Annotated in this window: 15 protein-coding genes and 5 pseudogenes; 14 read left to right on the top strand and 6 right to left on the bottom strand. The window is 32.2% G+C overall.

All coding sequences use genetic code 11. The annotated features are described in order from the left end of the window. Positions 1-110 precede the first annotated feature (110 nt). A pseudogene (locus ACZZZT_RS09280) lies at positions 111-2,275 on the bottom strand (TonB-dependent receptor). A gap of 138 nt (positions 2,276-2,413) precedes the next feature. On the opposite strand from ACZZZT_RS09280, the gene ACZZZT_RS09275 reads away from it, so the two are divergent. The 9 genes and pseudogenes from ACZZZT_RS09275 (at position 2,414) to ACZZZT_RS09235 (ending at position 9,158) form a co-directional block, all read left to right on the top strand. Continuing rightward, positions 2,414-2,872 (top strand): DinB family protein, encoded by a 459-nt coding sequence (locus ACZZZT_RS09275; protein WP_042564665.1) that lies wholly within the window; start codon positions 2,414-2,416, stop codon positions 2,870-2,872. Between the two features lie 319 nt (positions 2,873-3,191). Then, positions 3,192-3,767, top strand: a complete 576-nt coding sequence (locus ACZZZT_RS09270; protein WP_463462405.1) for a sugar O-acetyltransferase — start codon at positions 3,192-3,194, stop codon at positions 3,765-3,767. Further along, positions 3,767-4,156, top strand: a complete 390-nt coding sequence (gene gloA2 / locus ACZZZT_RS09265; RefSeq protein WP_302097167.1) for an SMU1112c/YaeR family gloxylase I-like metalloprotein — start codon at positions 3,767-3,769, stop codon at positions 4,154-4,156. The genes ACZZZT_RS09270 and gloA2 overlap by 1 nt, the downstream gene beginning before the upstream one ends. Positions 4,157-4,413: 257 nt before the next feature. Beyond that, positions 4,414-5,694, top strand: a complete 1,281-nt coding sequence (locus ACZZZT_RS09260) for a chloride channel protein (RefSeq protein ID WP_463460147.1) — start codon at positions 4,414-4,416, stop codon at positions 5,692-5,694. 94 nt (positions 5,695-5,788) lie between these two features. Then, entirely contained in the window at positions 5,789-6,388 is a 600-nt protein-coding gene (locus ACZZZT_RS09255; RefSeq protein WP_463460146.1) for an HPP family protein, read from the top strand. Between the two features lie 295 nt (positions 6,389-6,683). Next, positions 6,684-7,223 carry an IS1096 element passenger TnpR family protein gene (locus tag ACZZZT_RS09250; protein WP_042564669.1) on the top strand — a complete coding sequence of 180 codons (540 nt, stop codon included), beginning with the start codon at positions 6,684-6,686 and terminating at the stop codon, positions 7,221-7,223. A gap of 116 nt (positions 7,224-7,339) precedes the next feature. After that, complete coding sequence (locus ACZZZT_RS09245) at positions 7,340-7,699, top strand: four helix bundle protein (RefSeq protein ID WP_073395371.1); 360 nt, start codon at positions 7,340-7,342, stop codon at positions 7,697-7,699. Positions 7,700-7,741: 42 nt separating this feature from the next. Next, positions 7,742-8,797 (top strand): annotated as a pseudogene (locus ACZZZT_RS09240) (nucleoid-associated protein); the annotation flags it as partial. Between the two features lie 187 nt (positions 8,798-8,984). Further along, complete coding sequence (locus tag ACZZZT_RS09235) at positions 8,985-9,158, top strand: hypothetical protein (RefSeq protein ID WP_463460145.1); 174 nt, start codon at positions 8,985-8,987, stop codon at positions 9,156-9,158. 80 nt (positions 9,159-9,238) lie between these two features. Here the strand turns inward: ACZZZT_RS09235 and ACZZZT_RS09230 are convergent, their stop codons facing one another. Together ACZZZT_RS09230 and ACZZZT_RS09225 are read right to left on the bottom strand one after the other, a co-directional pair. Continuing rightward, positions 9,239-9,820, bottom strand: a complete 582-nt coding sequence (locus ACZZZT_RS09230; protein ID WP_463460144.1) for a TetR/AcrR family transcriptional regulator — start codon at positions 9,818-9,820, stop codon at positions 9,239-9,241. Between the two features lie 70 nt (positions 9,821-9,890). Further along, the gene (locus tag ACZZZT_RS09225; RefSeq protein ID WP_463460143.1) at positions 9,891-10,643 is read right to left on the bottom strand and encodes a glucose 1-dehydrogenase; all 753 of its coding nucleotides are present in this window, start codon (positions 10,641-10,643) and stop codon (positions 9,891-9,893) included. 228 nt (positions 10,644-10,871) lie between these two features. On the opposite strand from ACZZZT_RS09225, the pseudogene ACZZZT_RS09220 reads away from it, so the two are divergent. Beyond that, positions 10,872-13,240 (top strand): annotated as a pseudogene (locus tag ACZZZT_RS09220) (GAF domain-containing protein). Between the two features lie 17 nt (positions 13,241-13,257). Here ACZZZT_RS09220 and ACZZZT_RS09215 read toward each other — a convergent pair. Further along, the gene (locus ACZZZT_RS09215; RefSeq protein WP_463460142.1) at positions 13,258-14,442 is read right to left on the bottom strand and encodes a Pycsar system effector family protein; all 1,185 of its coding nucleotides are present in this window, start codon (positions 14,440-14,442) and stop codon (positions 13,258-13,260) included. A gap of 26 nt (positions 14,443-14,468) precedes the next feature. Here ACZZZT_RS09215 and ACZZZT_RS09210 point away from each other — a divergent pair, with 26 nt between their 5' ends. Then, positions 14,469-17,126, top strand: coding sequence for a metallophosphoesterase (locus tag ACZZZT_RS09210; RefSeq protein WP_463460141.1), 2,658 nt, complete (start codon positions 14,469-14,471; stop codon positions 17,124-17,126). Between the two features lie 89 nt (positions 17,127-17,215). After that, positions 17,216-18,202 (top strand): BamA/TamA family outer membrane protein, encoded by a 987-nt coding sequence (locus ACZZZT_RS09205; RefSeq protein ID WP_463460140.1) that lies wholly within the window; start codon positions 17,216-17,218, stop codon positions 18,200-18,202. 168 nt (positions 18,203-18,370) lie between these two features. Here ACZZZT_RS09205 and ACZZZT_RS09200 read toward each other — a convergent pair whose 3' ends face one another. Together ACZZZT_RS09200 and ACZZZT_RS09195 are read right to left on the bottom strand one after the other, a co-directional pair. Beyond that, a complete protein-coding gene (locus tag ACZZZT_RS09200; protein ID WP_463462404.1) occupies positions 18,371-19,207 on the bottom strand; it encodes an SdiA-regulated domain-containing protein in 837 nt (278 codons plus the stop codon). 125 nt (positions 19,208-19,332) lie between these two features. Beyond that, positions 19,333-20,384, bottom strand: a pseudogene (locus tag ACZZZT_RS09195) (hypothetical protein). Positions 20,385-20,491: 107 nt separating this feature from the next. Here ACZZZT_RS09195 and ACZZZT_RS09190 point away from each other — a divergent pair. Next, positions 20,492-21,402 (top strand): annotated as a pseudogene (locus ACZZZT_RS09190) (ABC transporter ATP-binding protein). 3 nt (positions 21,403-21,405) lie between these two features. Further along, positions 21,406-22,242 (top strand): ABC transporter permease, encoded by an 837-nt coding sequence (locus tag ACZZZT_RS09185; protein WP_463460139.1) that lies wholly within the window; start codon positions 21,406-21,408, stop codon positions 22,240-22,242.

Here is a 22,242-nt window from a genome sequence, read left to right as displayed (position 1 = left end):
CAAAGGTTCAGAGTGTCAAAGGTTCAAAGGTTTTTTATAGGTTTTCAAATATAACAGCCCAAAATATTTGTACCTCTGAACCTCTGAACCTTTGCCTCTTTGAACCTTTCCTAAAGATTCTTCAACTGATTCTCATTTTTATTATCACTAATTGTCCAAAAGAAACCAACGAAAAAGAATCTGTCTGCGGTTGGCGTTACGGCTTGTCTGTTGTAGATTCCGTTTGCGTCTGGAGTTTTGGCGTAATCGTACCCAAAAACGTTTTGAGTTCCTAACACGTTTGAAACTGAGAAATAAAGAATTTTTTGTGTTGTCAATAAATACGCCCAATTAAAACTCAAACTGTTATATGATTTTGTTTTTCCGTTCATGAATTGCGTTTGGTTTGGATCATTATAAGGACGACCTGAACTGTAACTGTTTGTAAAACCTATTTGCGATTTCCAGTCTGTAATAAAATATTTTGTTACAATTGATAAACTGTGATTGGCAACAAAATTTGGAGTGGCCATCGTTGGAAAATTCTTGTATTGCCTTTCAGAATCGATATAAGAATAAGATACCCAGTATTCTAAATGTTTTAATAAATTACTGTCTCTCCAAAACAAATCCAATCCTTTTGCGTAACCTGAACCGTTATTATTAAAAACTGAATTGTAAGCAATATCTCTTGTATCATATTGAACCAAATTGCTGTAATCTTTATAATAAGCTTCGGCTCTAAAAGTTTGTCCAGGTCTTGTAAACTGGTAATTTAAAATATAATGTTGTGCTTTTTCACTTTCAAACTGATGGTATTTTGAATATTTGATATAATCTACAACCGGTGTTTGAGAGAAATCTCCATAAGCAAATGAAAACTGACTCGTTTTAGAAACTTTATAAGCAATAGAAGCTCTTGGTGCAATATTGGTTTCGTCTAATAAACTATTATTCGAAAGTCTGGCACCGACTTTCATTGCCAGATTTTTTGAGAATAAAATATCTCCTTCGGTATAAAAAGCAGCGATATTTGAATCGTAACCGTTTGCAACATCAATTGAAACATTATCCTTGAAATTTTCATTGAATTTTGTGATAAAATAATCTGCACCAAAAGACAATTTAAAATAGTTCGAAATATTTTTTCTTAATTTTAATTTCAATTGCGCAGCATTTTCATTAGTATCTACATCATTTATATCGTATTTGATTTTGTTTTTGCTGTAACCGTAACTAATTCCGGTTGTAAGCTGCCAGCCAGTTCCAAAATCTCCTTTGTAAGAACCGTTTAAATAAAAATTATTATTGTTCAAATCAGTTCTTATCGGATCAGTGAAGTTTACATTTTTTTGATTTAAATCGAATTTCTCTGAATCAAAAGCAGCGTATAATTTAAAAATTCCTCTTTCAAAATGATAACGATATACAGCTTCTCCACCTAGAGATTGATACGGATTATTCCAGTCTACATTTTGCGGAATCACTGCCTGATAAGGCGCTAAGTTGATATAATTGGTATTAATACTAAAAGAACTTTTTTCCATTTTTGTGTATTTCCAACTCCCAAACCTACAGTCATTAAAGCAATATCTGTTTTATTTTGGTCCGGTTCATCTTGTGTATTCAATAATAAAACACTTGATAAAGCCTCACCATATTCTGCAGAATACCCTCCTGTAGAAAATGCGATTCCGCTAAATAAGAAAGGAGAAAATCTGCTTCGTGTTGGTAAATTGTTTGTTGTTGCGCCATAAGGCTGTGCTACACGAAGTCCGTCTACAAAAGTTTGTGTTTCGCTTGCTTCTCCTCCACGAACAAATAAACGTCCGTCTTCGCCCACAGTTTGTGTTCCAGGCAATGTTTGCAAAGCCGCAATAATATTTCCTGCAGAACCAGCAGTTGTTACAATATCCAAAGGTTTTAAAACAGAAACTCTCGCTTTGTCTCCAGATTCTAATGTTCCCGCGGTAATAACAACGGCATCAAGCGCGTTTACATTTTCTCTTAGTTTTACCGTTTGATCTTTATAATTGGCAACATCAATTTCTTTTTTGAATGTTTCATAAAGTAAAAAACTCACTACTATAAATTGATTTCCTTCGGCAGTTGTTTCAAAAGAAAATTCTCCTGTTTCAGAACTTGTTGCTCCATCGTAAGTTCCATCGATATAAATATTTGCTCCCGGAACTGGTTTTCCTTTTTCATCTACCACTTTTCCTGAAATGGTATTTTGAGCAAAAATGATTGTTGTAAAAAATAAAATGCTAATTGTAAAAAGTAATTTGGTTGTCATGGTTTTTGATTTTGATGAAGCAAATGTATTTTAACATTCTTACTAAAAAAATAATAAATAACCCAATTGTAGATTTTTGAGGATGAGTTGTAAATTACTTATTCGTATCTTAGCTTTCACGTTTAAAAACTATCAATCATGTCAGAAAGTAAAAGAGTTTCAAATTTATATCAGTCCATTTATAATGGAAATCCGTGGCTTGAGGTCACATTAGCAGATACTTTAAAAGATCTTACAGCTGCACAGGCTATTAAAAAAGTAAATCCTAATCTAAATACGATTTGGGAAATTGTCAATCACCTAATACAATGGAGAAGAAATATTTTAAGACGTGTTCAGGGAGAAATTATCACAACTCCGGATCACAATTATTTTGTTCCAATATTAGATTCATCGGAACCAGCCTGGGAACAATCTTTACAAAGTCTTGCAAAATCTCAGGAACAGTGGAGTGCCTTTTTGAGTGATTTTGATGATGCAGGTTTTGATAAAATAGATCCAAATAACAATCATAATTTTTATGAAGATATTCATGGAATTATTCAGCATGACGTTTATCATTTGGGACAAATTGTTATTTTGAAGAAGCTTCTTTAAATAGAAATATGCATTTTAATCAACACAGACGATACTTCTTTATGGAGTTTCCTGCGAAAACTTCTCGTTTCTGGAAATGACGAAATAAACGAAAATATTCTTTTGAAAATGAGTGTCCTAGCCCCGATAGAAGTGGAAATCCTTTTGTGTAATGAAATGGAGCAAAAGATTGAAACGGATAGCGGGATTAGCTCCTGAAAAAGATTTGATTTATGTCAAATTGATCGTATTTAGAAAAAAAACTTTTTTACCAAATTAGCGTCGTAGTATTCATCTGCAGTTTTGCAGAAAATTGCCAGGACTAAAATATTATACCCTTATAATGACAGAAAAAGAAAAAATGATCTCGGGCGAATATTACAATGCTTTTGACCCGGAATTAGTAAAAGGCCGCAGAACAGCAAAAAATCTTCTGCATACTCTGAATGTAAGAGAATACAGGGTAACCAAAAAAGCGAAAGAAATATTAAAAGAACTGATTCCTAATACAGGAGAAGGTTTTTATATAGAACCGCCTTTTCATTGTGATTACGGATATAATATTTTTTGTGGAGATAACGTTTATTTCAATGTAAATTGTGTTGTTTTGGATTGTGCTCCTGTAAATATAGGATCAAATGTATTTATTGCACCAAATGTTCAAATTTACACGGCATCGCATCCGCTTGACGCCGAATTGAGAAAATCACTTGAAAATGCTTATCCTGTAACTATTGGAGACGATTGCTGGATTGGCGGAAATTCTGTTATTTGTCCCGGAGTTACCATTGGAAAAGGATGTGTAATCGGTGCAGGATCTGTGGTAACAAAAGACATTCCGGATAACTCACTAGCCGTTGGAAATCCGGCAAAAATTATTAGAAAATTAAATCAGGAACCTGAATCAAATACATAATGCTTACCTTAAACAAAGTTCACCACATTGCCATTTTATGCTCTGATTATCAAAAATCTAAAACTTTTTATACCGAAGTTTTAGGTCTGACAATTATTAGAGAAATTTATCGTGAAGAACGGCAATCCTATAAATTAGATCTGGCTTTGAATGGCACTTATATTATCGAATTATTTTCATTTCCAGATCCCCCAAAACGCCCTTCAAGACCGGAGGCTGTTGGTTTACGCCATTTGGCTTTTGAAGTGATTAATCTGGATGAAACTGTTGCTTTTTTAAACACAAAAAATATAGAAGCAGAACCAATTCGAATTGATGAAACTACTCAAAAACGTTTTACATTCATTGCTGATCCTGATTTGTTGCCCATTGAATTTTATGAGCGATGATATTTTTGCCGCGAAGGCACTAAGACACTAAGTTTTTTTAAGATTAAATGATTAAACGTATTGTTTGTCAGAAATGACAAAAAACAAAAAACTTAGCGTCTTAGTGCCTTTGTGGCATCCTTCTTTCACAAAGAAAGATTTTTCCTTCTTATTAAAGTTTTAACACATTTTAATGATTCTTTTTTACGAAAAAACGAATTTGATTCTCTAATTTTGTAATCCGCATAAAAATAATGCGGTTTACAAATTTACTTCTGATGAACAAAACGGCGCAAATCAAAAAAAATCATCAATTTATTAAGTTCCGAAAATTAGTTATTGTTTCTATTTTAATTGGCTTTCTTTCAGCCTTTTTAGGAATTTCACTTAAAAAAATAACTGAATATTACGAAGAAATCTTCTTTCATGAAGTTTCTGTAAATCCACTTTTTTACATTCTTTTTCCGGTTTTCGGATTGTCTGTAATTTATTTCCTTAGACAATATCTTTTTAAGAAAAAAGAAAACAAAGGAATCAAGGAAGTTTTTGAAAGCACAAAATCAACTTCAAAAAACTTACCCTCTTATAAAATTCCATCACACTTTATAAACGGATTATTAACGGTTATTTTTGGAGGTTCAACCGGAATCGAGGTTTCTACCGTTGTTGCAACCGCTACAATTGGTTCTGTGGCTCAGCAAAAAGAAAATGTATTTCGTCAATACAAAACCGAATTAATTTGTGCGGGAGTTGCGGCTGGAGTTACAGCTTTATTCAGTTCTCCAATTGCCGGAATTTTATTTGCTTTGGAAGTTATTTCACGAAAAGTAACCCGCGCTTTTATTATCTCTAATGTTATTGCGGTTTCAATAGCTTTTGGTTTACTTTCTATTTTAAAAGAAGAACCTTTATTCGCCGTAACAATTTCAACCTGGCATTTAAGAGCTATTCCGTATTTTATCCTTTTGGGAATTTTAGCCGGAATGAATTCTGTTTATCTAACACGTTGTGTATTATTTTTCAAATCTCAATTTGGCAAAATCGATACACATTATTATAAAATCATTATAGGATCTGTAGTATTGAGTGTTTCTCTTTTTATTTTTCCGCAATTATACGGAGAAGGATATCACGCTATAAAAGGAATTTTTGGCAGTTCATCACAACTTCCTCTAACCTTAACTCTGGCTTTTACTTTTGTTGGAATTTTGCTTTTAAAACCTATAGTAACTTCTATAACATTAGCTTCCGGTGGCGACGGCGGTGTTTTTGCTCCGAGTCTTTTTATTGGTGCTTTTTTAGGATTATTACTTGCTTCGATTTTAAATACTTTTTTCCATGTAAACGTGATTCCGGTTAATTTCATGATTATCGGAATGGCGGCTGTTTTAAGTGCCAGTATTCACGCACCTTTTACAGCCATATTTTTAGTTTGCGGATTAACAAACGATTATACGCTGTTTTTACCAATACTTGTAGTTTGTTTAATTTCAAAATACACAGCAAAAATGATTTATCCTTATACGGTTTACTCCTATTCGCCAAGTTTAATAAAGTAAAAAAAATATTGCCACAGATTAATTAATTGCCCACAGATAATTAATCTTTGAAATCATTTAATCTGTGGCAAAAAAACAAAATAATACCACATAAATGCCCACTCAAAAATTAAAAAGAAGCTATCGCAAAACACGTTATATTCTTTATAAAGAAACTTTGATCGATTTTAAAGAACATTTTTGGTCTTTTATAGGATCGTTTGTCGGGATTGGAATTTTAGCTTACATTCAATCGATTCATTTTTCAGGAAACGATGCCGTTTATTTAATTGGTTCTTTTGGAGCTTCGAGCGTTTTGGTTTACGGAATCATTCAAAGTCCGTTTTCTCAGCCCCGAAATCTAGTTGGCGGACATCTTGTTTCTGCCTTTATTGGCGTTACAGTTCATAAACTTGCTCCGGATATTATCTGGATTGCTGCTCCCCTGGCCGTTTCACTGGCAATTATTTTAATGCAAATTACCAAAACACTCCATCCGCCAGGAGGCGCAACGGCTCTTATCGCGATTATTGGTTCTGACAAAATAAAAGCTTTGGGTTACGAATATGTTTTTTCTCCAGTATTAGTCGGCGTTTTGATTTTGCTTTTAACAGCCTTGGTTTTTAACAATATGACCCCAAGCAGAACTTACCCAAGTCATAGTTCTTATCATAAACGTTATCATAAGATTAGAAAACGCCTGATTGGGAAATAGTAGTTTTCTATTATTTCGACGTAAGGAAAAATAAGAAAAAATAGCCACGAATTCACGAATGATAATTTACAATCAAAAGAAAAAATTCGTGAATTCGTGGCTGAAAATTTTCAGAAAAAAGAATAACTAATTGCATCCTAAACAATGCGTTGCTCTCTGAATATGATTTCTCCTCTTTCGAAATGACACACTATGTGAAAAAATCAACGAAAAAATCTTTTCAACAAATCGCAATTCGTGATTCGTATTTCATTTTTTATATTTTACCTTTGACTTTTCAAAAAATACAAAGATTATGGTTTATAAATTTAGAGTAATTCTAGACGCCGAAGAAGACATTTTTAGAGACATTGCAATTCTTGAAGACGATACGCTTGAGGATTTACACAATGCGATCTTCAACGCTTTCGGTTTTGACGGAACTGAAGTTGCTTCATTTTATACTTGTGATGAAACCTGGAATCAGGAAGATGAAATTCCACTTTTTGATACCGGCGACATTCCCGGCGAACAACGAACTATGGGCGATTATCCATTATCTAGTATTTTGGACAAGGAAAACACTAAAATTATTTACGTGTATGATTTTATCAGCATGTGGACTTTCTTAGTTGAATTGGCTGCGATCGAAGATCAAATTGCCGGAGCTACTTATCCTGAAACTTTATTCTCTCACGGAGAAATGCCGGACGAAGCCACCGAAAAAACTTTCGAAGCCGATATGCACGACGATATCTACGGAGAATTTGAAGATGATCTTGACGAAGACGATCTTGACATGTTTGAAGGCGATGACAGCTTTGAAGATTATGGATTTGAGGAGAATTGGAATTAGTTTTTTAGGTTCAAAGGTTCTGAGTTGCAAAGGCTCAGAGGTTTTTTCTTTTTAAATCTTTGATTTAAAATATACGAATATTCTTATTTTTGTATTTAATTTTTTAAATATAAAATATGAATACTTTTCGAGACCTTTTAATCTGGCAAAAATCGATGGCCATAGTAACTGAAATTTACCAATTAACAAATTCATTTCCCAAAGAAGAAATTTATGGACTATCTTCACAAATTAGAAGATGCTCTATATCTATACCAAGTAATATTGCCGAAGGTTACGGAAGAGATGGAAATAATGATTACCTGAGATTTTTAAATATTTCAATGTCATCATTATTCGAGATGCAAACACAACTTGAAATCTCATTCAATTTAAAATATTTAAACGAAAATCAATTTAACAAAATAAATGGAGAAAGCAGAGAATTAGAACGAATGTTAAGTGCTTTTATCCGAAAAATAAAAGACAGGAAATAACCTTTGTTACTTTGAACCTCTGTATCTCTGCACCTAAAAAATATGATCAACCTATTCAACACCCACATCGAGACGCTTGCGATACACCGCGTAGGGAACAAAAGCAGAAACGAAGCTATTTTTTTATCGGAACAGCCATTTAATTTAAATGATGAAATTGTGCCTTTGATAAAAGAGTACTTTTTTAAACCTTTTAGAGAGAAAGAAGAAAACTATTATCAGTTTGCGCACGAAGTCGATTTGGATTACAATGACATGTTTAAATATGCAACTGAGATTTTTACTAATCCTGGTAACTTACAGGAAATTTCAAAAAAAATCACGACGCATTTATTCGAACAATCAAACCATCCGCATATTAAAAACGGAGAAGTTTATGTAACCTATTTAACAAATTTAAGTATCGACAATAACGTTGTTGATGCTATCGGAATTTTTAAAAGTGAGTTACAAGCCGACTTTTTACAGTTTGAAGAAAAAGACAGCAATCTTGAAATGATTTTGCAACAAGGTATCAACCTAAGTAAATTAGATAAAGGCTGTTTGATTTTTAATTACAAAAAAGAAGAAGGATATAAAATTCTAACTGTAGATAGTAACCGTTATGATGCGCGTTATTGGTTAGAGCACTTTTTATCTGTTGATGCTTTTGAAGATGAGAACTTCATCACTAAAAAATACTTAAAATTCTGCCAGAACTTCGCAAAAGATGTTGTTTTACCGGCAGAAGACAAAAAAGAAGAAGTAATGTTTATGAACAGATCTGTGAATTATTTCGCTAAAAATGATCAGTTTGAAGAACAAAATTTCCTGAATGAAGTATTAGACAATCCAGACTTGATTCCTGAATTCAAAAACTATAAGGTTGATAAAGGAGAAAAATACAGCATCGAAGATGTAACCTCATTCCCTATTGCAAACGCAGCAGTTTCAGACGCCAGAAAATCGATTAAAAACGTTATTAATCTGGATACCCATATTCAGATTAAAATGGATTTTATCAACCCTGAAAGCGCTGAGAAATTTGTTGAAAAAGGCTGGGATGAAGAAAAACAGATGTATTACTATTTAGTTTATTTCAACAAAGAAGAAAAAGCTAAGAGTCATTCATTTTCTATTACTTACTTAAAACAAAAAACGGCAACTACATTCTGTAATTGCCGTTTTTTATTTATTGTTTATAAATTACTAGATTTGATATTCTATCTCACTTACACCCAAAAATGGCAGCTTTAAAAAAACAGAACTTACATTAGAAGAACGTGCTTTTGAAACTGCAAAAATATTGCTGGAAAAATATCAAAATCCACATAATCTTAAACTTGAGGAAAATTCAAATTTAGAAGATTCTTATACTGTTTTAATTACTCTTTTATATACTGAAAAATTAGACGAGGAAGAACAATTAGCAATTCTTTCTATCATAGACGAAATGAAACTACTTGACGAAAACAGATAATTATTTTATTTTCTGTCAATTAAAACAAAAAACGGCAACTACACTAGTAATTGCCGTTTTTTGATTGCCAGTTTTCTAAATTATAATATAGAAAATAATGCTTTTACAATATCATCATAAACTTGTTTATCTCTTTCGCCGGTTCTGGCTAGAACCCTGATTCCAGAGTAATTATTAAAAATAAATCGAGCTAAAACCCTCGCATCAGTAACTTTGGAAATATGTCCGGCAGCTTGTCCTTTTTGAACTGCTTTTGTAAAAACTTCTTCCATTGTCTGACTGTTGTTTTTTACGATTTTTGCAATCTCTTCATCGTGCATGGCAAGTTCTACAGAAGAATTGACCATGAAACAGCCTTTTGTAATTCGGTCTTCTAAGCTTTCGATAATTGCTTGTTTAAAAATATCATGCAATGTCTCTTTTACATTTTTAGATTCATCCAAAAGTTTAATAACCTGATCTTGTGACTGTTTTTGATAACGCAGTAACGATTGAGCAAATAATTTCTGCTTGTCTCCAAAAGTATCATACAAACTAGAACGGCTTAACCCTAAATGCGTTACCAAATCCTGAGCCGAAGTTCCGTTGTAACCTTTGTGCCAAAAAATCTCGATCGCTTTGTCTAAAGCCTGATCTTCGCTAAATTCTTTTGTTCTAGCCATAACTTCAAAATTAAATTACTTTGCAAAGATACAAAAATACGGAACAATCGTTCCTGAATTAGTCAAAAAATTATACAACAGCGTTTACAGTAAATCCGCCATCAACAACAATTTCTGTTCCTGTAATGAATGAAGCATCATCTGAGGCAAGGAAACCAACAGTTTTTGCAATTTCTGCAGATTGTCCAAAACGTTTCAATAATATTTTATCGGCCAAAATTGCTCCAAAACCTTCCACTTCTTCTTTTTGTAAACCTAATTTTCCGTAAAGCGGAGTTTCAACAGGACCAGGAGAAACAGCATTTACCCTGATTTTTCTTGGTGCTAATTCTGTTGCAAAAACTTTGTTTAAAGATAAAACTGCAGCCTTGCTTGATGCGTAAACGCTTGAATTTGGCATACCAACATGTGCGTTGATTGAAGTATTAAAGATAATAGAACCACCATCGTTTAAAATTGGCAATACTTTTTGAACTGTAAAATAAACTCCTTTTACATTTACATTCATAATACTGTCATAATGTTCTTCTGAAGCTGATTCTACCGGAGCAAAAGAGGCAATTCCTGCATTTAAAAATAAGATGTCAACTTTTCCGAATTGTGCTTTTACTTGCTCAACCAAACTATCAATTGATTTTAAATCTGATTGATCTGAAACGATTCCGGTTACGTTCAATTCTGTTTCGGCTTTTGCCAAAGCTTCTTTGTTTCTTCCTGTTATAATTACTTTTGCACCTTTAGCAACTAATTCTGCTGCTGCTGCATACCCTATTCCACTATTTCCACCTGTTACAATAGCTACTTTGTTTTCTAAATTTTTCATTTTATTTGTTTTTAAATTATTGATTATTCAATTATTATGGTACAAAGATATTATAACGGAACGATCGTTCCGTTATAATTAATGTTAATATTTAGTTAAAATAATTTGCTGTTTTTAAAAGCTCCCATTTTTAAGGCATTCCCTCTATGTTGCTATAAACGAAAGAAATCGTAAAATGTCAAACATTCTTAATTTATGCTTAATTTTGTAGCTTAAATAAAAATACCAATGGATAATCTTCTACACAACGAAAGTCCTTTCCAAACAATAATATCTTTTCATAAGCTAATTGAATCTTTTGAAGAAATTGCTTTATCAAATGTTGATTATCGATCAAATTATGCCAAAGCAATTTTAAAAGAAGTTGAAGCTATCCCTGAATTCAGATCAGGAATTCACGATTACAGTATTATTAAAACACATGAAGCTTTAATCAAAAATATTACAGCAGATTTATTTCCTACTGCATTAACATACAATGAAATAAAAGCGATTACAATTCCTTTTCAAAACATATCTTTTAATTACACCGAACGTTTCAAGAAAATATTGCGTAATGCAGGAGACGAATTTTACATGGAAATTCGTGATTTTGATAGTCATCAGTTTTATATCAACAATTGCTGCCTTATTTTGAGCAGTTATTACAAACAAAATATAGACTTCAATAAACCTTTCTTTTACGATATTCCTGACGAAGAGGGTGTCGAAAAACATTATCGAATTTTGTACAATGCCGATTTCATGGAAATTATTCCAACAGAAAATTCAGTGCATTTAACGCAAGATGATATCGATTTATTAATTGATAATTATAATGATATTGATTTATGGAAATCTAAATTTCCTCCGGGAAGCTGGACTTTAAAAGGTTTCGGAATTGTTTCTTTATTTGATGCAACGACTGAAAGTGCTATTTCGAACTTAAAAAGTAATTTACTTAAACCAGATACAAAAACGGTTGCTTCTAACGATATTATAGAGAATATTTTTAAATCGATTTTTAAGGTTTCACATCTTAAAGTTGGTTTTATTATTTATAATCCGGAAGAAGAAAAATTCATCAGACCGGTAAAATATGATAATCAGCTGCAGAGTTTTTTACTTTCTAAAGAACAGGAAGTAGATTGCAAGAATGCTTTTTTGGATGTTCGTTTGAAAATTTATTAGATAATAAAGAGCCTTTTGTGATTTCGAATGTAAAAAAATTCATTGAAGAATCTCCAAATAACAGGCTTGGCGAACATTTATTAAAACTAGGTATTCAAAGTGCCGTGTTTGCACCTGTTGTAAAAGACGGACATTTACTGGGAGTTGTAGAATTGGTTTCTGAAAATCCGAGAGACTTAAATAGTGTAAATGCAACCAAACTAGAGTTGGTTTTACCTTATTTAACAGACACTATTGATCGATACAATACTGATATGCAACATCAGGTTGAAGCGATTATTCAGCGTGAGTATACTACGATTCACCCAAGTGTTTATTGGAAATTTAAAAAAGAATCTCAAAATTATTTTCAAAATATTAATCATACAAAAGATTATATTTTTAAGGAAATTGTTTTTAAAAATGTGTTTCCGTTATACGGACAAATCGATATTAAAGGTTCGTCTGAGCACAGAAATGAAACGGTTAAAAGAGATTTAAAAAATCAGCTGACGACACTTTTGGATATTTTCGAAAATCAAAAACCCAACAGCAATTTAGTACTTCTTGAACAACGAAAATTTGAATTGGAGTCTATGCGCGCTGAACTGGAGAATCCTTTAAAAGCAGATACTGAGCAACACATTCAACGTTATATAGAAGAAGAAATTCATCCTATTTTAAAGAATACCAAAGACACGGCAAAAAACCAAAAACTGGAAGAATTGTATTTTGAAAGTCTGGACGAAAAAACAGGAATGTTTTATCAGGAAAGAAAGAAATTTGACAATGCAATGTCTATTATAAATAAGAGATTAGCATCGGTTCTGGACAAAAAACAGCTTGAGGCGCAACAAATTTATCCGCATTATTACGAGCGTTTTAAAACGGATGGTGTCGAACACAATTTATATATTGGTGCTTCAATTTCGCCAACCAAACCTTTTGATATTATGTATTTGCACAATTTACGTTTGTGGCAATTACAAACTTTATGCGAAATGGAATTAGAACATCATCAGCTTAAAGAATCCTTACCTTATGAGTTGGATGTTACTTCGTTGATTTTGGTTTTTAGTCAGGCGCTTTCTATTCGTTTTAGAATGGATGAAAAACGTTTTGATGTGGATGGAACTTACAATGCAAGATATGAAGTTGTAAAAAAACGTATTGACAAAGCAAACATCAAAGGCACAACTGACAGAATTACTGAAAAAGAAAAAATTACGATTGTGTATTCTCAAAATAATGAGGAAACCGAATATTTGAAATACATTAAATATTTACAGCATAAAAAAATCCTGGAACCTTCTATCGAACAATTCGAAGTAGAAGATCTTCAGGGCGTTTCGGGTTTACGCGCTATTCGTGTAAAAGTAATTAACAACGTAAATAATCCGGCAACAAAAAAAATAACCTATCAGGATTTATTGGATGAGCTCAACTAATTAGTTGAGCTTTTCTCTTATGCTCCTACTCCTTTAAATGCTATTACAAAAGCAATTACCGTTATAATTATTCCCGCCATAAAAAGATTATAGGCAATTCGGAGTAAATTATACTTACGCTGTAAAACTAATCCAAGATAGTACAAATCTTTAATCATAGTCGAATACAGATAATCGCGATCTTTCATCATTTCGTTCATTGCCCAATCGTATTCTTCCAAAGGCATTTTGTAGAAATTTCCAAAAACAATAAATTGATCTTTTTTGGCTTCTATATCTTCTCTTGTAAAAACTCCCGTCGTTACTTTTGGACGTGTTGAAAGAATGGCAAAAATAATTGTGGTAACACTGGACATTAGCATAATAAATGTCGGAATCACTAAATGTGCATTCTTCGGACTGTCTAATTTTGGAATAATAGACGAAAGTGCAATGGAAATAATAATTGCATTTACTGACAATAAAATATTGGCTTTACTATCTGCAATTCCGCTTAAGCGAGTATGATTTCCAAGCGTAACGCGAAATAAAGTATCAACGCCTCGATCGGGTTTTTCAATTTTATCTTTCTTTTTATTTTCTTCTTCCACTTTGTCGGCTGCTTTCTTTTCTTGTTTGTCGATTTTTTTCTGAACAAGAATTAAGTTTTTCTCTTTTAAAGGCTGCCATTTTTTCAAGGCATAATCTGTATAAAAGCGATGTTTATTTAATAAAAAGTTTTGGTTTTCTTTTGCCCATTCGGTATTAGAAAACGAAACATTGTAGGCGTTTTTTAATTCAAGACGTAATAATTCGCAGGTTGTTTCATATTGGGTTCCCATTAGATGTGCGTAATCTGCATCTTTTATAATTTTCTCTAAATGAGTTTTTGGAACATATTCTTTTATAGTAGCTAAAATTAAAGAAGAAACTTTTGCAATAAATTCATCAGATTGTCCTTTTTCTTTCAGGAATTTAGTTAGAATTTTAACACTTTCTTCTTCATGGTTTTCATATCCAACGGTATAACCTGTATCGTGAAACCAAGCTGCGACCAAAAGCATTTCTTTTTCATTTCCATCTACATCTTCTTTTTTGCACAGCTCTTTTACCGCATTTACTACGGTTAAAGTATGGTTAAAATTATGGTAAGAATATAAATTAGAAAGTTTATCTTTGAGTAAATTACTGACGAAATCTTCGGACTGTTCTATTAGATTCATAAAGAATATTTTTATACCACTAAATTATGAAATTGTTTTTGGATAATCATTTTATTACTAAGATTAAAAGTTATTCTTTAGTAATTACCCTATTATTCTTACTCTATTCCTGCGCAACACATAAGGCGCAATACGGAAAAAATGTAAGCGCTAACGAAACTGACAACGCAACTGATACTATAAAAATTGCACATACTTTATTTTTGGTGGGAGATGCCGGAAATGCAGATGAAGAACAATCGCAACAAACACTTGAATTATTGCATCAAAAATTAAAGAAGGCGAATAAAAAATCGACTTTAATATTTTTAGGAGATAATATATATCCAAAAGGCTTTCCTAGCGACAACAATGCTTCGGATAAAACTTTGGCAGAAACAAAACTAACCAATCAATTAAAATTAACAGAAGGATTTAAAGGTAAAACCGTTTTTATTCCCGGAAACCACGATTGGTACAGCGGTATTAAAGGTTTGGAACTTCAGGCAGATTTTGTAACGAAATATTTAAACGATAAAAAAGCATTCCTGCCAAGAAAAAGCTGCCCGATAGAAGATATAAAAATTGATAGTACAGCTACATTGGTTGCTATTGACAGTGAATGGTTTCTGGAAGATTGGAATAATCATCCAACAATTAATGATAATTGTGACATCAAAACCAGAGAAGATTTTTTTGATGAACTGGAAAACATTCTAAACAAAAATCAGGAAAAAACAGTTGTTCTGGCAATTCATCATCCTCTATTAAGCAACGGAACGCATGGAGGTCAATTTTCGTTAGAAAAACAATTATTCCCTTTAGAGAAAAAAATTCCGCTTCCGGTAATTGGCTCGTTTATTAATTTACTTCGAAAAACATCTGGCGTGAGTCCACAGGATATTCAAAATAAACAATATACTATTTATGCCAAGAGAATTAAAACACTTTTACAAGGGCAGAAAAATGTAATTGTAGTTTCGGGGCACGATCATAACCTTCAATACATTAGCAAAGAAAATATCAGGCAAATTATTAGTGGTGCAGGTTCTAAATCTGAAGCTGCGAGAGCCATTAATGAAAATGATTTTTCGTACGGCGGAAATGGTTATGCAACACTAACTTTATTTAAAAGCGGAGATGCAAAAGTGACCTATTTTGGAAATGAAAATCAAAAGGAAAAATTACTTTTTGAACGTGAGATTATAAAAGCTAAAGAAATTAACTGGGCAGCAGGTGAATCAAATAAATTTCCCGCGACAATTAATACTTCAATTTATTCTGCTGAAATGACCGATAAAAGTTTGTTTCATAAATTTTTATTTGGACAGCATTACAGAAAATATTACAGTATGCCTATCGAAGCCCGAATTGCTACAGTAGACACTTTAATGGGTGGTTTAAAACCTATTCGCGAAGGCGGCGGACATCAATCTGTATCTTTAAGAATGTCTGACCCAAAAGGAAGAGAATATGTGATGCGTGCCATGAAAAAAAGCGCAACCGTATTTTTACAGTCGGTTGCATTTAAAGATCAATACGTTGTAAATGATTTCGAAGAAACATATACTGAAAATTTTCTGTTAGATTTTTATACGACTTCTCATCCTTATGCGCCTTTTGCAATTGGCAGTATGGCAGATCATTTAGGAATTTCGCACACTAATCCTGTTTTATATTATATTCCAAAACAAAATGGATTGAAAGAATTCAATGCAAATTTCGGCGATGAATTGTATATGGTCGAAGAAAGACCCGCAGATAATCATCTGGATGGTAAAAATTTTGGAAATCCAACCGATATTATCAGTACAGAAGACATGATGGCCAACCTTCATAAAGATGAAAAATATTCGGTTGATGAAAAAGAATATATGAAAGCGCGTTTGTTTGATATGCTAATTGGCGACTGGGACAGACATAGCGATCAATGGCGTTGGGGAGAATATAAAAAAGGCGACAAAGTTATTTATAAACCAATTCCGCGCGACCGTGATCAGGCTTTTGCCAAATACGACGGAACTTTACTTTCTCTTTTAATGAATATTCCTGCGCTTCGTCATATGCGTACTTTCAAAAACAAAATTGATAATGTAAAATGGCTTGCCAGAGAACCTTATCCTATGGATTTGGCTTTCTTAAAAACTTCTGAAGAAAAAGACTGGATTGAACAGGCAAAATTTATTCAGGAAAACTTATCGGATGCTGATATTGACAATGCTTTTAAAAATATGCCGAAAGAGGTTCAGGATGAAACCATTGAAGATATTAAACGCAAACTGAAAAACAGAAAAAAAGACCTGCAAAAATATGCTTCAGAATATTCAGATGTGCTGTCTAAAACGGTAATGATTGCCGGGACGGATAAAAAAGATAAATTCGTTATAAACCATAATGCCAGAAAAAGCATTGAAATTCAGGTATACCGAATTAAAAAAGACGGTGATGAACTTGTTTATACCAAAACGGTAACGGATGCCAAAACCAAAAATCTTTGGGTTTATGGTTTAGACGATTCTGATGTTTTTCAGGTTGTTGGAGATCAGAAATCAAAAATCAAAATTCGTTTAATTGGCGGACAAAATAATGACACTTATAATATCGAAAACGGAAAAAAGTTATTGTTTACGATTTCAAATCAAAAAACAATACTTATAATCTTGATTCTAAAACAAAAACGGAGCTTACAGATGATTATGATGTAAACTTATACAATTATGAAAAACCAAAATATAATGTTATTTCAGGGCTTCCAAATATTGGATTTAATCCTGATGATGGCGTAAAAGTTGGTGTGAATTTAAATTATACTGTTAACAATTTCAAACAAAATCCGTATACGCAAAGGCACGTTATAAATGCATTTTACTATTTTGCTACGGGTGGTTTAGAATTTAATTATGTAGCACATTTTCCCGGATTATTGGGTAAATGGGTTATTGATGTTGAATCACTTTATACGACTCCAAATTTTGCCATGAACTATTTTGGTTACGGAAACGAAACCACATATGATAATCAGGAAGTTGATATGGATTACAACCGTGTTCGTATTAGAAAATTTAATGTTTCAGGTGCCATTAGACACGTCGGACGTTATGGAAGTGAATTTAGTGTTCAACCTGTTTTTCAAAGACTGACAGTTGAAGAAACCCAAAACAGATTTATCGATACACCAAATATTATAAATCCAAATGTTTTTGACAGTCAGAACTATGGCGGTTTAAAAGTTAAATATCTATTTAAAAATTCTGATTTTGCTGCTAAACCAACTTTAGGCGTGGCTTTTATGGTTTCGGCAACCTGGCTGACTAATTTAGATGAAAGCAAACAAAATTTCCCAACTCTTGAAAGTCTTTTAGGATTTACACATAAAATTGATCACAACGGAAAATTAGTTCTGGCCACATATCTAAAAGGAAAAGCTGTATTAAATAATAATTATGACTTCTATCACGGGGCAACTTTAGGTGGAGATACTGACTTAAGAGGTTATAGAAACGAACGCTTTTTAGGAAGTTCTTATTTTTCTCAAAGTAGTGATTTACGATTGAGTCTTGGTAAAATTCAAAAAACAATTGCTCCGTTAACATACGGAATTTTGGGTGGTTTTGATTATGGAAGAGTTTGGCTTGACGGCGAAGATTCTAAAAAATGGCATCAGGATTACGGTGGTGGACTTTGGATAAATGCAATTAATGTTTTAACAGCACGAATCTCTTACTTTAAATCTCCTGATGAAGTAGGAAGAGTTATTTTTGGAGCGGCATATAGTTTTTAGAGCAAGATACTAAGGTTCTGAGTTGCTGAGATTCTAAGTTTTTTTAGGTTCAAAGTTGCAAAGAACAAAGTTTTTAGCCACGAATTCACGAATTTTTATTACTAATAATTCGTGAATTCGTGGCTAACTTTTTTACTTAGTACCTCAGAACCTTAGCAACTTAGAATCTTATTTTAATTTAAACTCGTATACGTTCCCTCCTACTTTGTTTGTTTTTTCGTCGGCGATAAGCAGCGTGCTATTGTCTTTAAAAACTATGGCTTCTTTTTGCGAAAAGTGATTTAGTTTGATTTCTGTCTGGGTGCCTTTGTGGAATAAATCTCCTTTAAAATCTTTAAACAAAACTATTTTATCATGACTTAATACCACAACTTTTTTTCCATCCGGACTGATCGTTGCACTTGTTAAAACACAATGATTATAGTTATCACAGGTTTTAAATTCTCCAATTTTTGTTGCTTTTTGAGTTCCGGGTGCGTTTAAGATTTTGTAAATAAAAACTGTTCCGTCGAAATTTTTACTGCGGTTTTTTGTAAAAAGATAAAAATAGTTTCCATGCTCAAAAAACCCTTCAACATCATAAAACAATTCTTTTTTCTTTGGCGGAAATTCTGTTTGTTCGGGATACGAAAATGAAACTTTATATTCGGCTACAGCCAAATCTTTATTCAGTTCATTCTTGGCAACTTTGTAAATACATAAATCTTTACGTTCATTGTCGTTATTTCCAAAATCACCAATATAAATATTATCGTTTTTATCTTTGGTAATATCTTCCCAATCTACATTTGTCGCATTGGTAATTGTTATTGTTTTGGCTAATTTTCCATCTGAATTTAAAGCATAAATGGCATTTTTATTTCCACTATCTTCTAATGTATAAAGCAAATTGTTTTTAGGAAAATAGGTAATCCCCGAAACTTCTTTCAACTTTTTAGGAAGCGAATAAAGCTCCTTTAAATCATTATTTGATTGTTGCTGACAAGCCAATAAAGCAACGGAAATTCCAAGTAAAAAAACTTTTTCATAGTATTTATTTTAATTATTAGCCACCGTTTTCAAAGAGTAATAGGATTTTTAATTTGTTTTTAAAATCATTTTAATCTGTGAAATCTGTGGCAAAAAAAGACTCAAATTAAGTTAGTGTTTTTAAAATTACGTGTAATAAACTCAAAAGCTGCAAACATAATATGCCCCATTGATTTTGCATTTTTGAATTTCATATCATTTGTATAACGGTACAATTCCATTTTTAGTTGATTGAGATGTTCATCTGTCGAAATGGTATCATGACACATTATATTCAATAATTTTTTGATTCTATTTTCAGCAGAATGAATACGTTTCGCCAAAATTGCTCTTTCTTCATCCTTATACTGAATAATAGAACGTTCTTCTAATTTTTCTTTGATGAGCTTTATCATCGGATAATTTTCCTTAAAAAATTGTGGGCGATAAACTTTAAAATTTCCTTCATAACATTGCTGATCAAAATCAATTGGACGAATTTTATAAACCACCTGATCAAAATCATGAATTGGCACAATTACATAATTATACGCTCGCATATCGCCTAAAAGCCGAATCATACAACGTTCGTTGAATTTTACAAACTCTTTTGCAATTTGAGATTTCTCCATTTCGGTACAATTATCCAGTAAAGTATCCATGAAAACATCTCCGGGAATTCCGATAATATGCTCTTCGATTAAAGTGTCTTTAAAAACTAAAAAATTTATTTTATCGGGCGAAAGAATATCTTCCAATTCTAAACCGTAAATTCTTGAAGCATCTGCTTTTTTGATATAAAAATGAACGTAATTATCATTAAGGATATTTCTAACCTTTATGCGAAAAGGTTTCGAGTTTCCGAAAGTACAATAATCAATCGCATCAATATTTAAAAACTGGATAATCTCGCTATTTCCATCAGAGTGTAAAAGCGAATAGATTTTTTTAGATTGAGGTCGATTTCACTTCTTTCAAATTCACTATAATAAACCCGAATCCAGAGCGTATCGGTTTCATTCTTATCATAAACATTTACAGAACCCGCAAACCGCAATAAATCATCATAGAACACTGATACTTTTGAAATTCGTTCGTATCGTTCTAAATAACTTAAAAGAGATTGCGTTAAAGGATAAGATGGTTTTTTTAAAACCATTAAAGGTTCGCTCATTTTGAATATCTTTAATACAAATTTACATCAATAACAGGATATAAATAAATTTAGCGTAACAATATACAAGTTGAATCGTCATACTAAAAACTAAAACCGAAATAAATTTGGAAACCATTCTTACTATTGAAAATCTTCACAAACGATACGGGCGTATTCAGGCCTTAAAAAATGTATCTTTTGAAATACAAAAAGGCCGTGTATATGGCATTTTAGGACCCAACGGAAGTGGAAAATCAACCACATTGGGAATTGTGCTGAATGTTGTAAACAAAACCTCTGGCGATTATCGCTGGTTCAACGGGAACATTCAAACGCATGAAGCATTAAAAAAAGTTGGTGCAATTATCGAAAGACCTAACTTTTATCCTTACATGACTGCCGAAGAAAACCTGAAATTAGTCTGTAAAATAAAAAGTATTGATTATTCTAAAATAATCGAAAAACTGGATTTGGTAGGTTTATCAGAAAGAAAAAACAGCAAATTCAGTACGTTTTCTTTAGGAATGAAACAGCGTTTGGCCATTGCCTCAGCACTTTTAAATGATCCGGAAATTTTAATTTTGGATGAGCCAACAAACGGATTAGATCCGCAGGGAATTCACCAGATTAGAGATATAATAAAAAAATCGCATCACAGGGAACGACAATTTTACTGGCTTCACATTTGTTGGATGAAGTCGAAAAAGTATGTTCGCATGTTATTGTTTTAAGAAAAGGTGAAATTTTATATTCCGGCTCAGTAGACGGAATGTCTGCAAATGAAGGCTTTTTTGAAGTTATGGCAGATGACAATGTACTTTTAAAAACTGTTTTGCAGGAACATCCTGCAATAGACAGAATTACTGAAGAAGATGGGAAATTATTGGTTTACTTAAAATCAGATTTATCAGCATCAGAACTGAATCAGTTTTTGTTTTCTAAAAATCTTACTTTAAGCCATTTGGTAAAACGTAAAAATAGTTTAGAAGCACAATTTTTAGAATTAACCAAAAATGCCACCATCAAAAACAACTAAACCATGAACCGACTTATATCTATAGAATTACAAAAAATCTGGAAAAACAAAGCCAGTCGTGTCCTTACTTTAACGTATTTTATTTTACTTTCTTTTATTGCTTTAATTGCTTCGATAAAATTCGATTTTGGAGTTGTTAAAATTCATGTAGCAGAAATGGGAATTTTCAACTTCCCTTTTATCTGGCATTTTAACACCTATATTGCAGCGTGGCTGAAACTTTTTCTGGCGATCGTAATCGTTTCAATGATGGCAAATGAATATAGTTATGGTACTTTAAAACAAAATTTAATAGATGGTTTAAGCAAAAAAGAGTTCATTTTGTCTAAATTCCTGACAGTTGTACTTTTTGCATTATGCTCTACAATTTTTGTTTTTGTGATGAGTTTAATTTTAGGATTTAGCTTTTCGTCTTATACAGAATTTGATGTTATTTTTATGGATTTGGATTACCTTTTGGCCTTTTTTGTTAAACTTACCGGATTCTTTTCTTTTTGTTTATTTTTAGGAATCTTCGTAAAACGATCTGCGTTTGCATTAGGTTTTCTTTTAGTATGGCTTTTTGTAGAATCAATCATAAAAGGACTTTTAGTTTTTCAGGTTTTTCCAAATAGTAATACTGGTGATTATATCATGCAATTTTTACCTTTAGAAGCAATGTCTAATTTAATTGTTGAACCATTTACAAGATTATCAGTAATAAAAACAATTGGAAACCAAATTGGTGTTGAAAATACTAAGGATTATGGCGTACATTATCTTTCCATTCTGATCGTTATGATCTGGACATATTTGTTTGTTTATTTTTCTTACAGAATACTAAAAAATAGAGATTTATAG

The sequence above is a fragment of the Flavobacterium sp. AC274 genome, assembly GCF_979258275.1.
Note: the sequence above shows the minus strand (reverse complement) of the source record. Positions and strands in the feature narration are given on the sequence as shown.

Excerpts from the sequence above, each read along its gene's own strand:
- ACZZZT_RS09275 (WP_042564665.1), top strand. The coding sequence starts at position 2,414 with ATGTCAGAAAGTAAAAGAGTTTCAAATTTATATCAGTCCATTTATAAT.
- gloA2 (WP_302097167.1), top strand. The coding sequence starts at position 3,767 with ATGCTTACCTTAAACAAAGTTCACCACATTGCCATTTTATGCTCTGAT.
- ACZZZT_RS09260 (WP_463460147.1), top strand. The coding sequence starts at position 4,414 with ATGAACAAAACGGCGCAAATCAAAAAAAATCATCAATTTATTAAGTTC.
- ACZZZT_RS09255 (WP_463460146.1), top strand. The coding sequence starts at position 5,789 with ATGCCCACTCAAAAATTAAAAAGAAGCTATCGCAAAACACGTTATATT.
- ACZZZT_RS09250 (WP_042564669.1), top strand. The coding sequence starts at position 6,684 with ATGGTTTATAAATTTAGAGTAATTCTAGACGCCGAAGAAGACATTTTT.
- ACZZZT_RS09245 (WP_073395371.1), top strand. The coding sequence starts at position 7,340 with ATGAATACTTTTCGAGACCTTTTAATCTGGCAAAAATCGATGGCCATA.
- ACZZZT_RS09230 (WP_463460144.1), bottom strand. The coding sequence starts at position 9,820 with ATGGCTAGAACAAAAGAATTTAGCGAAGATCAGGCTTTAGACAAAGCG.
- ACZZZT_RS09225 (WP_463460143.1), bottom strand. The coding sequence starts at position 10,643 with ATGAAAAATTTAGAAAACAAAGTAGCTATTGTAACAGGTGGAAATAGT.
- ACZZZT_RS09215 (WP_463460142.1), bottom strand. The coding sequence starts at position 14,442 with ATGAATCTAATAGAACAGTCCGAAGATTTCGTCAGTAATTTACTCAAA.
- ACZZZT_RS09210 (WP_463460141.1), top strand. The coding sequence starts at position 14,469 with ATGAAATTGTTTTTGGATAATCATTTTATTACTAAGATTAAAAGTTAT.
- ACZZZT_RS09185 (WP_463460139.1), top strand. The coding sequence starts at position 21,406 with ATGAACCGACTTATATCTATAGAATTACAAAAAATCTGGAAAAACAAA.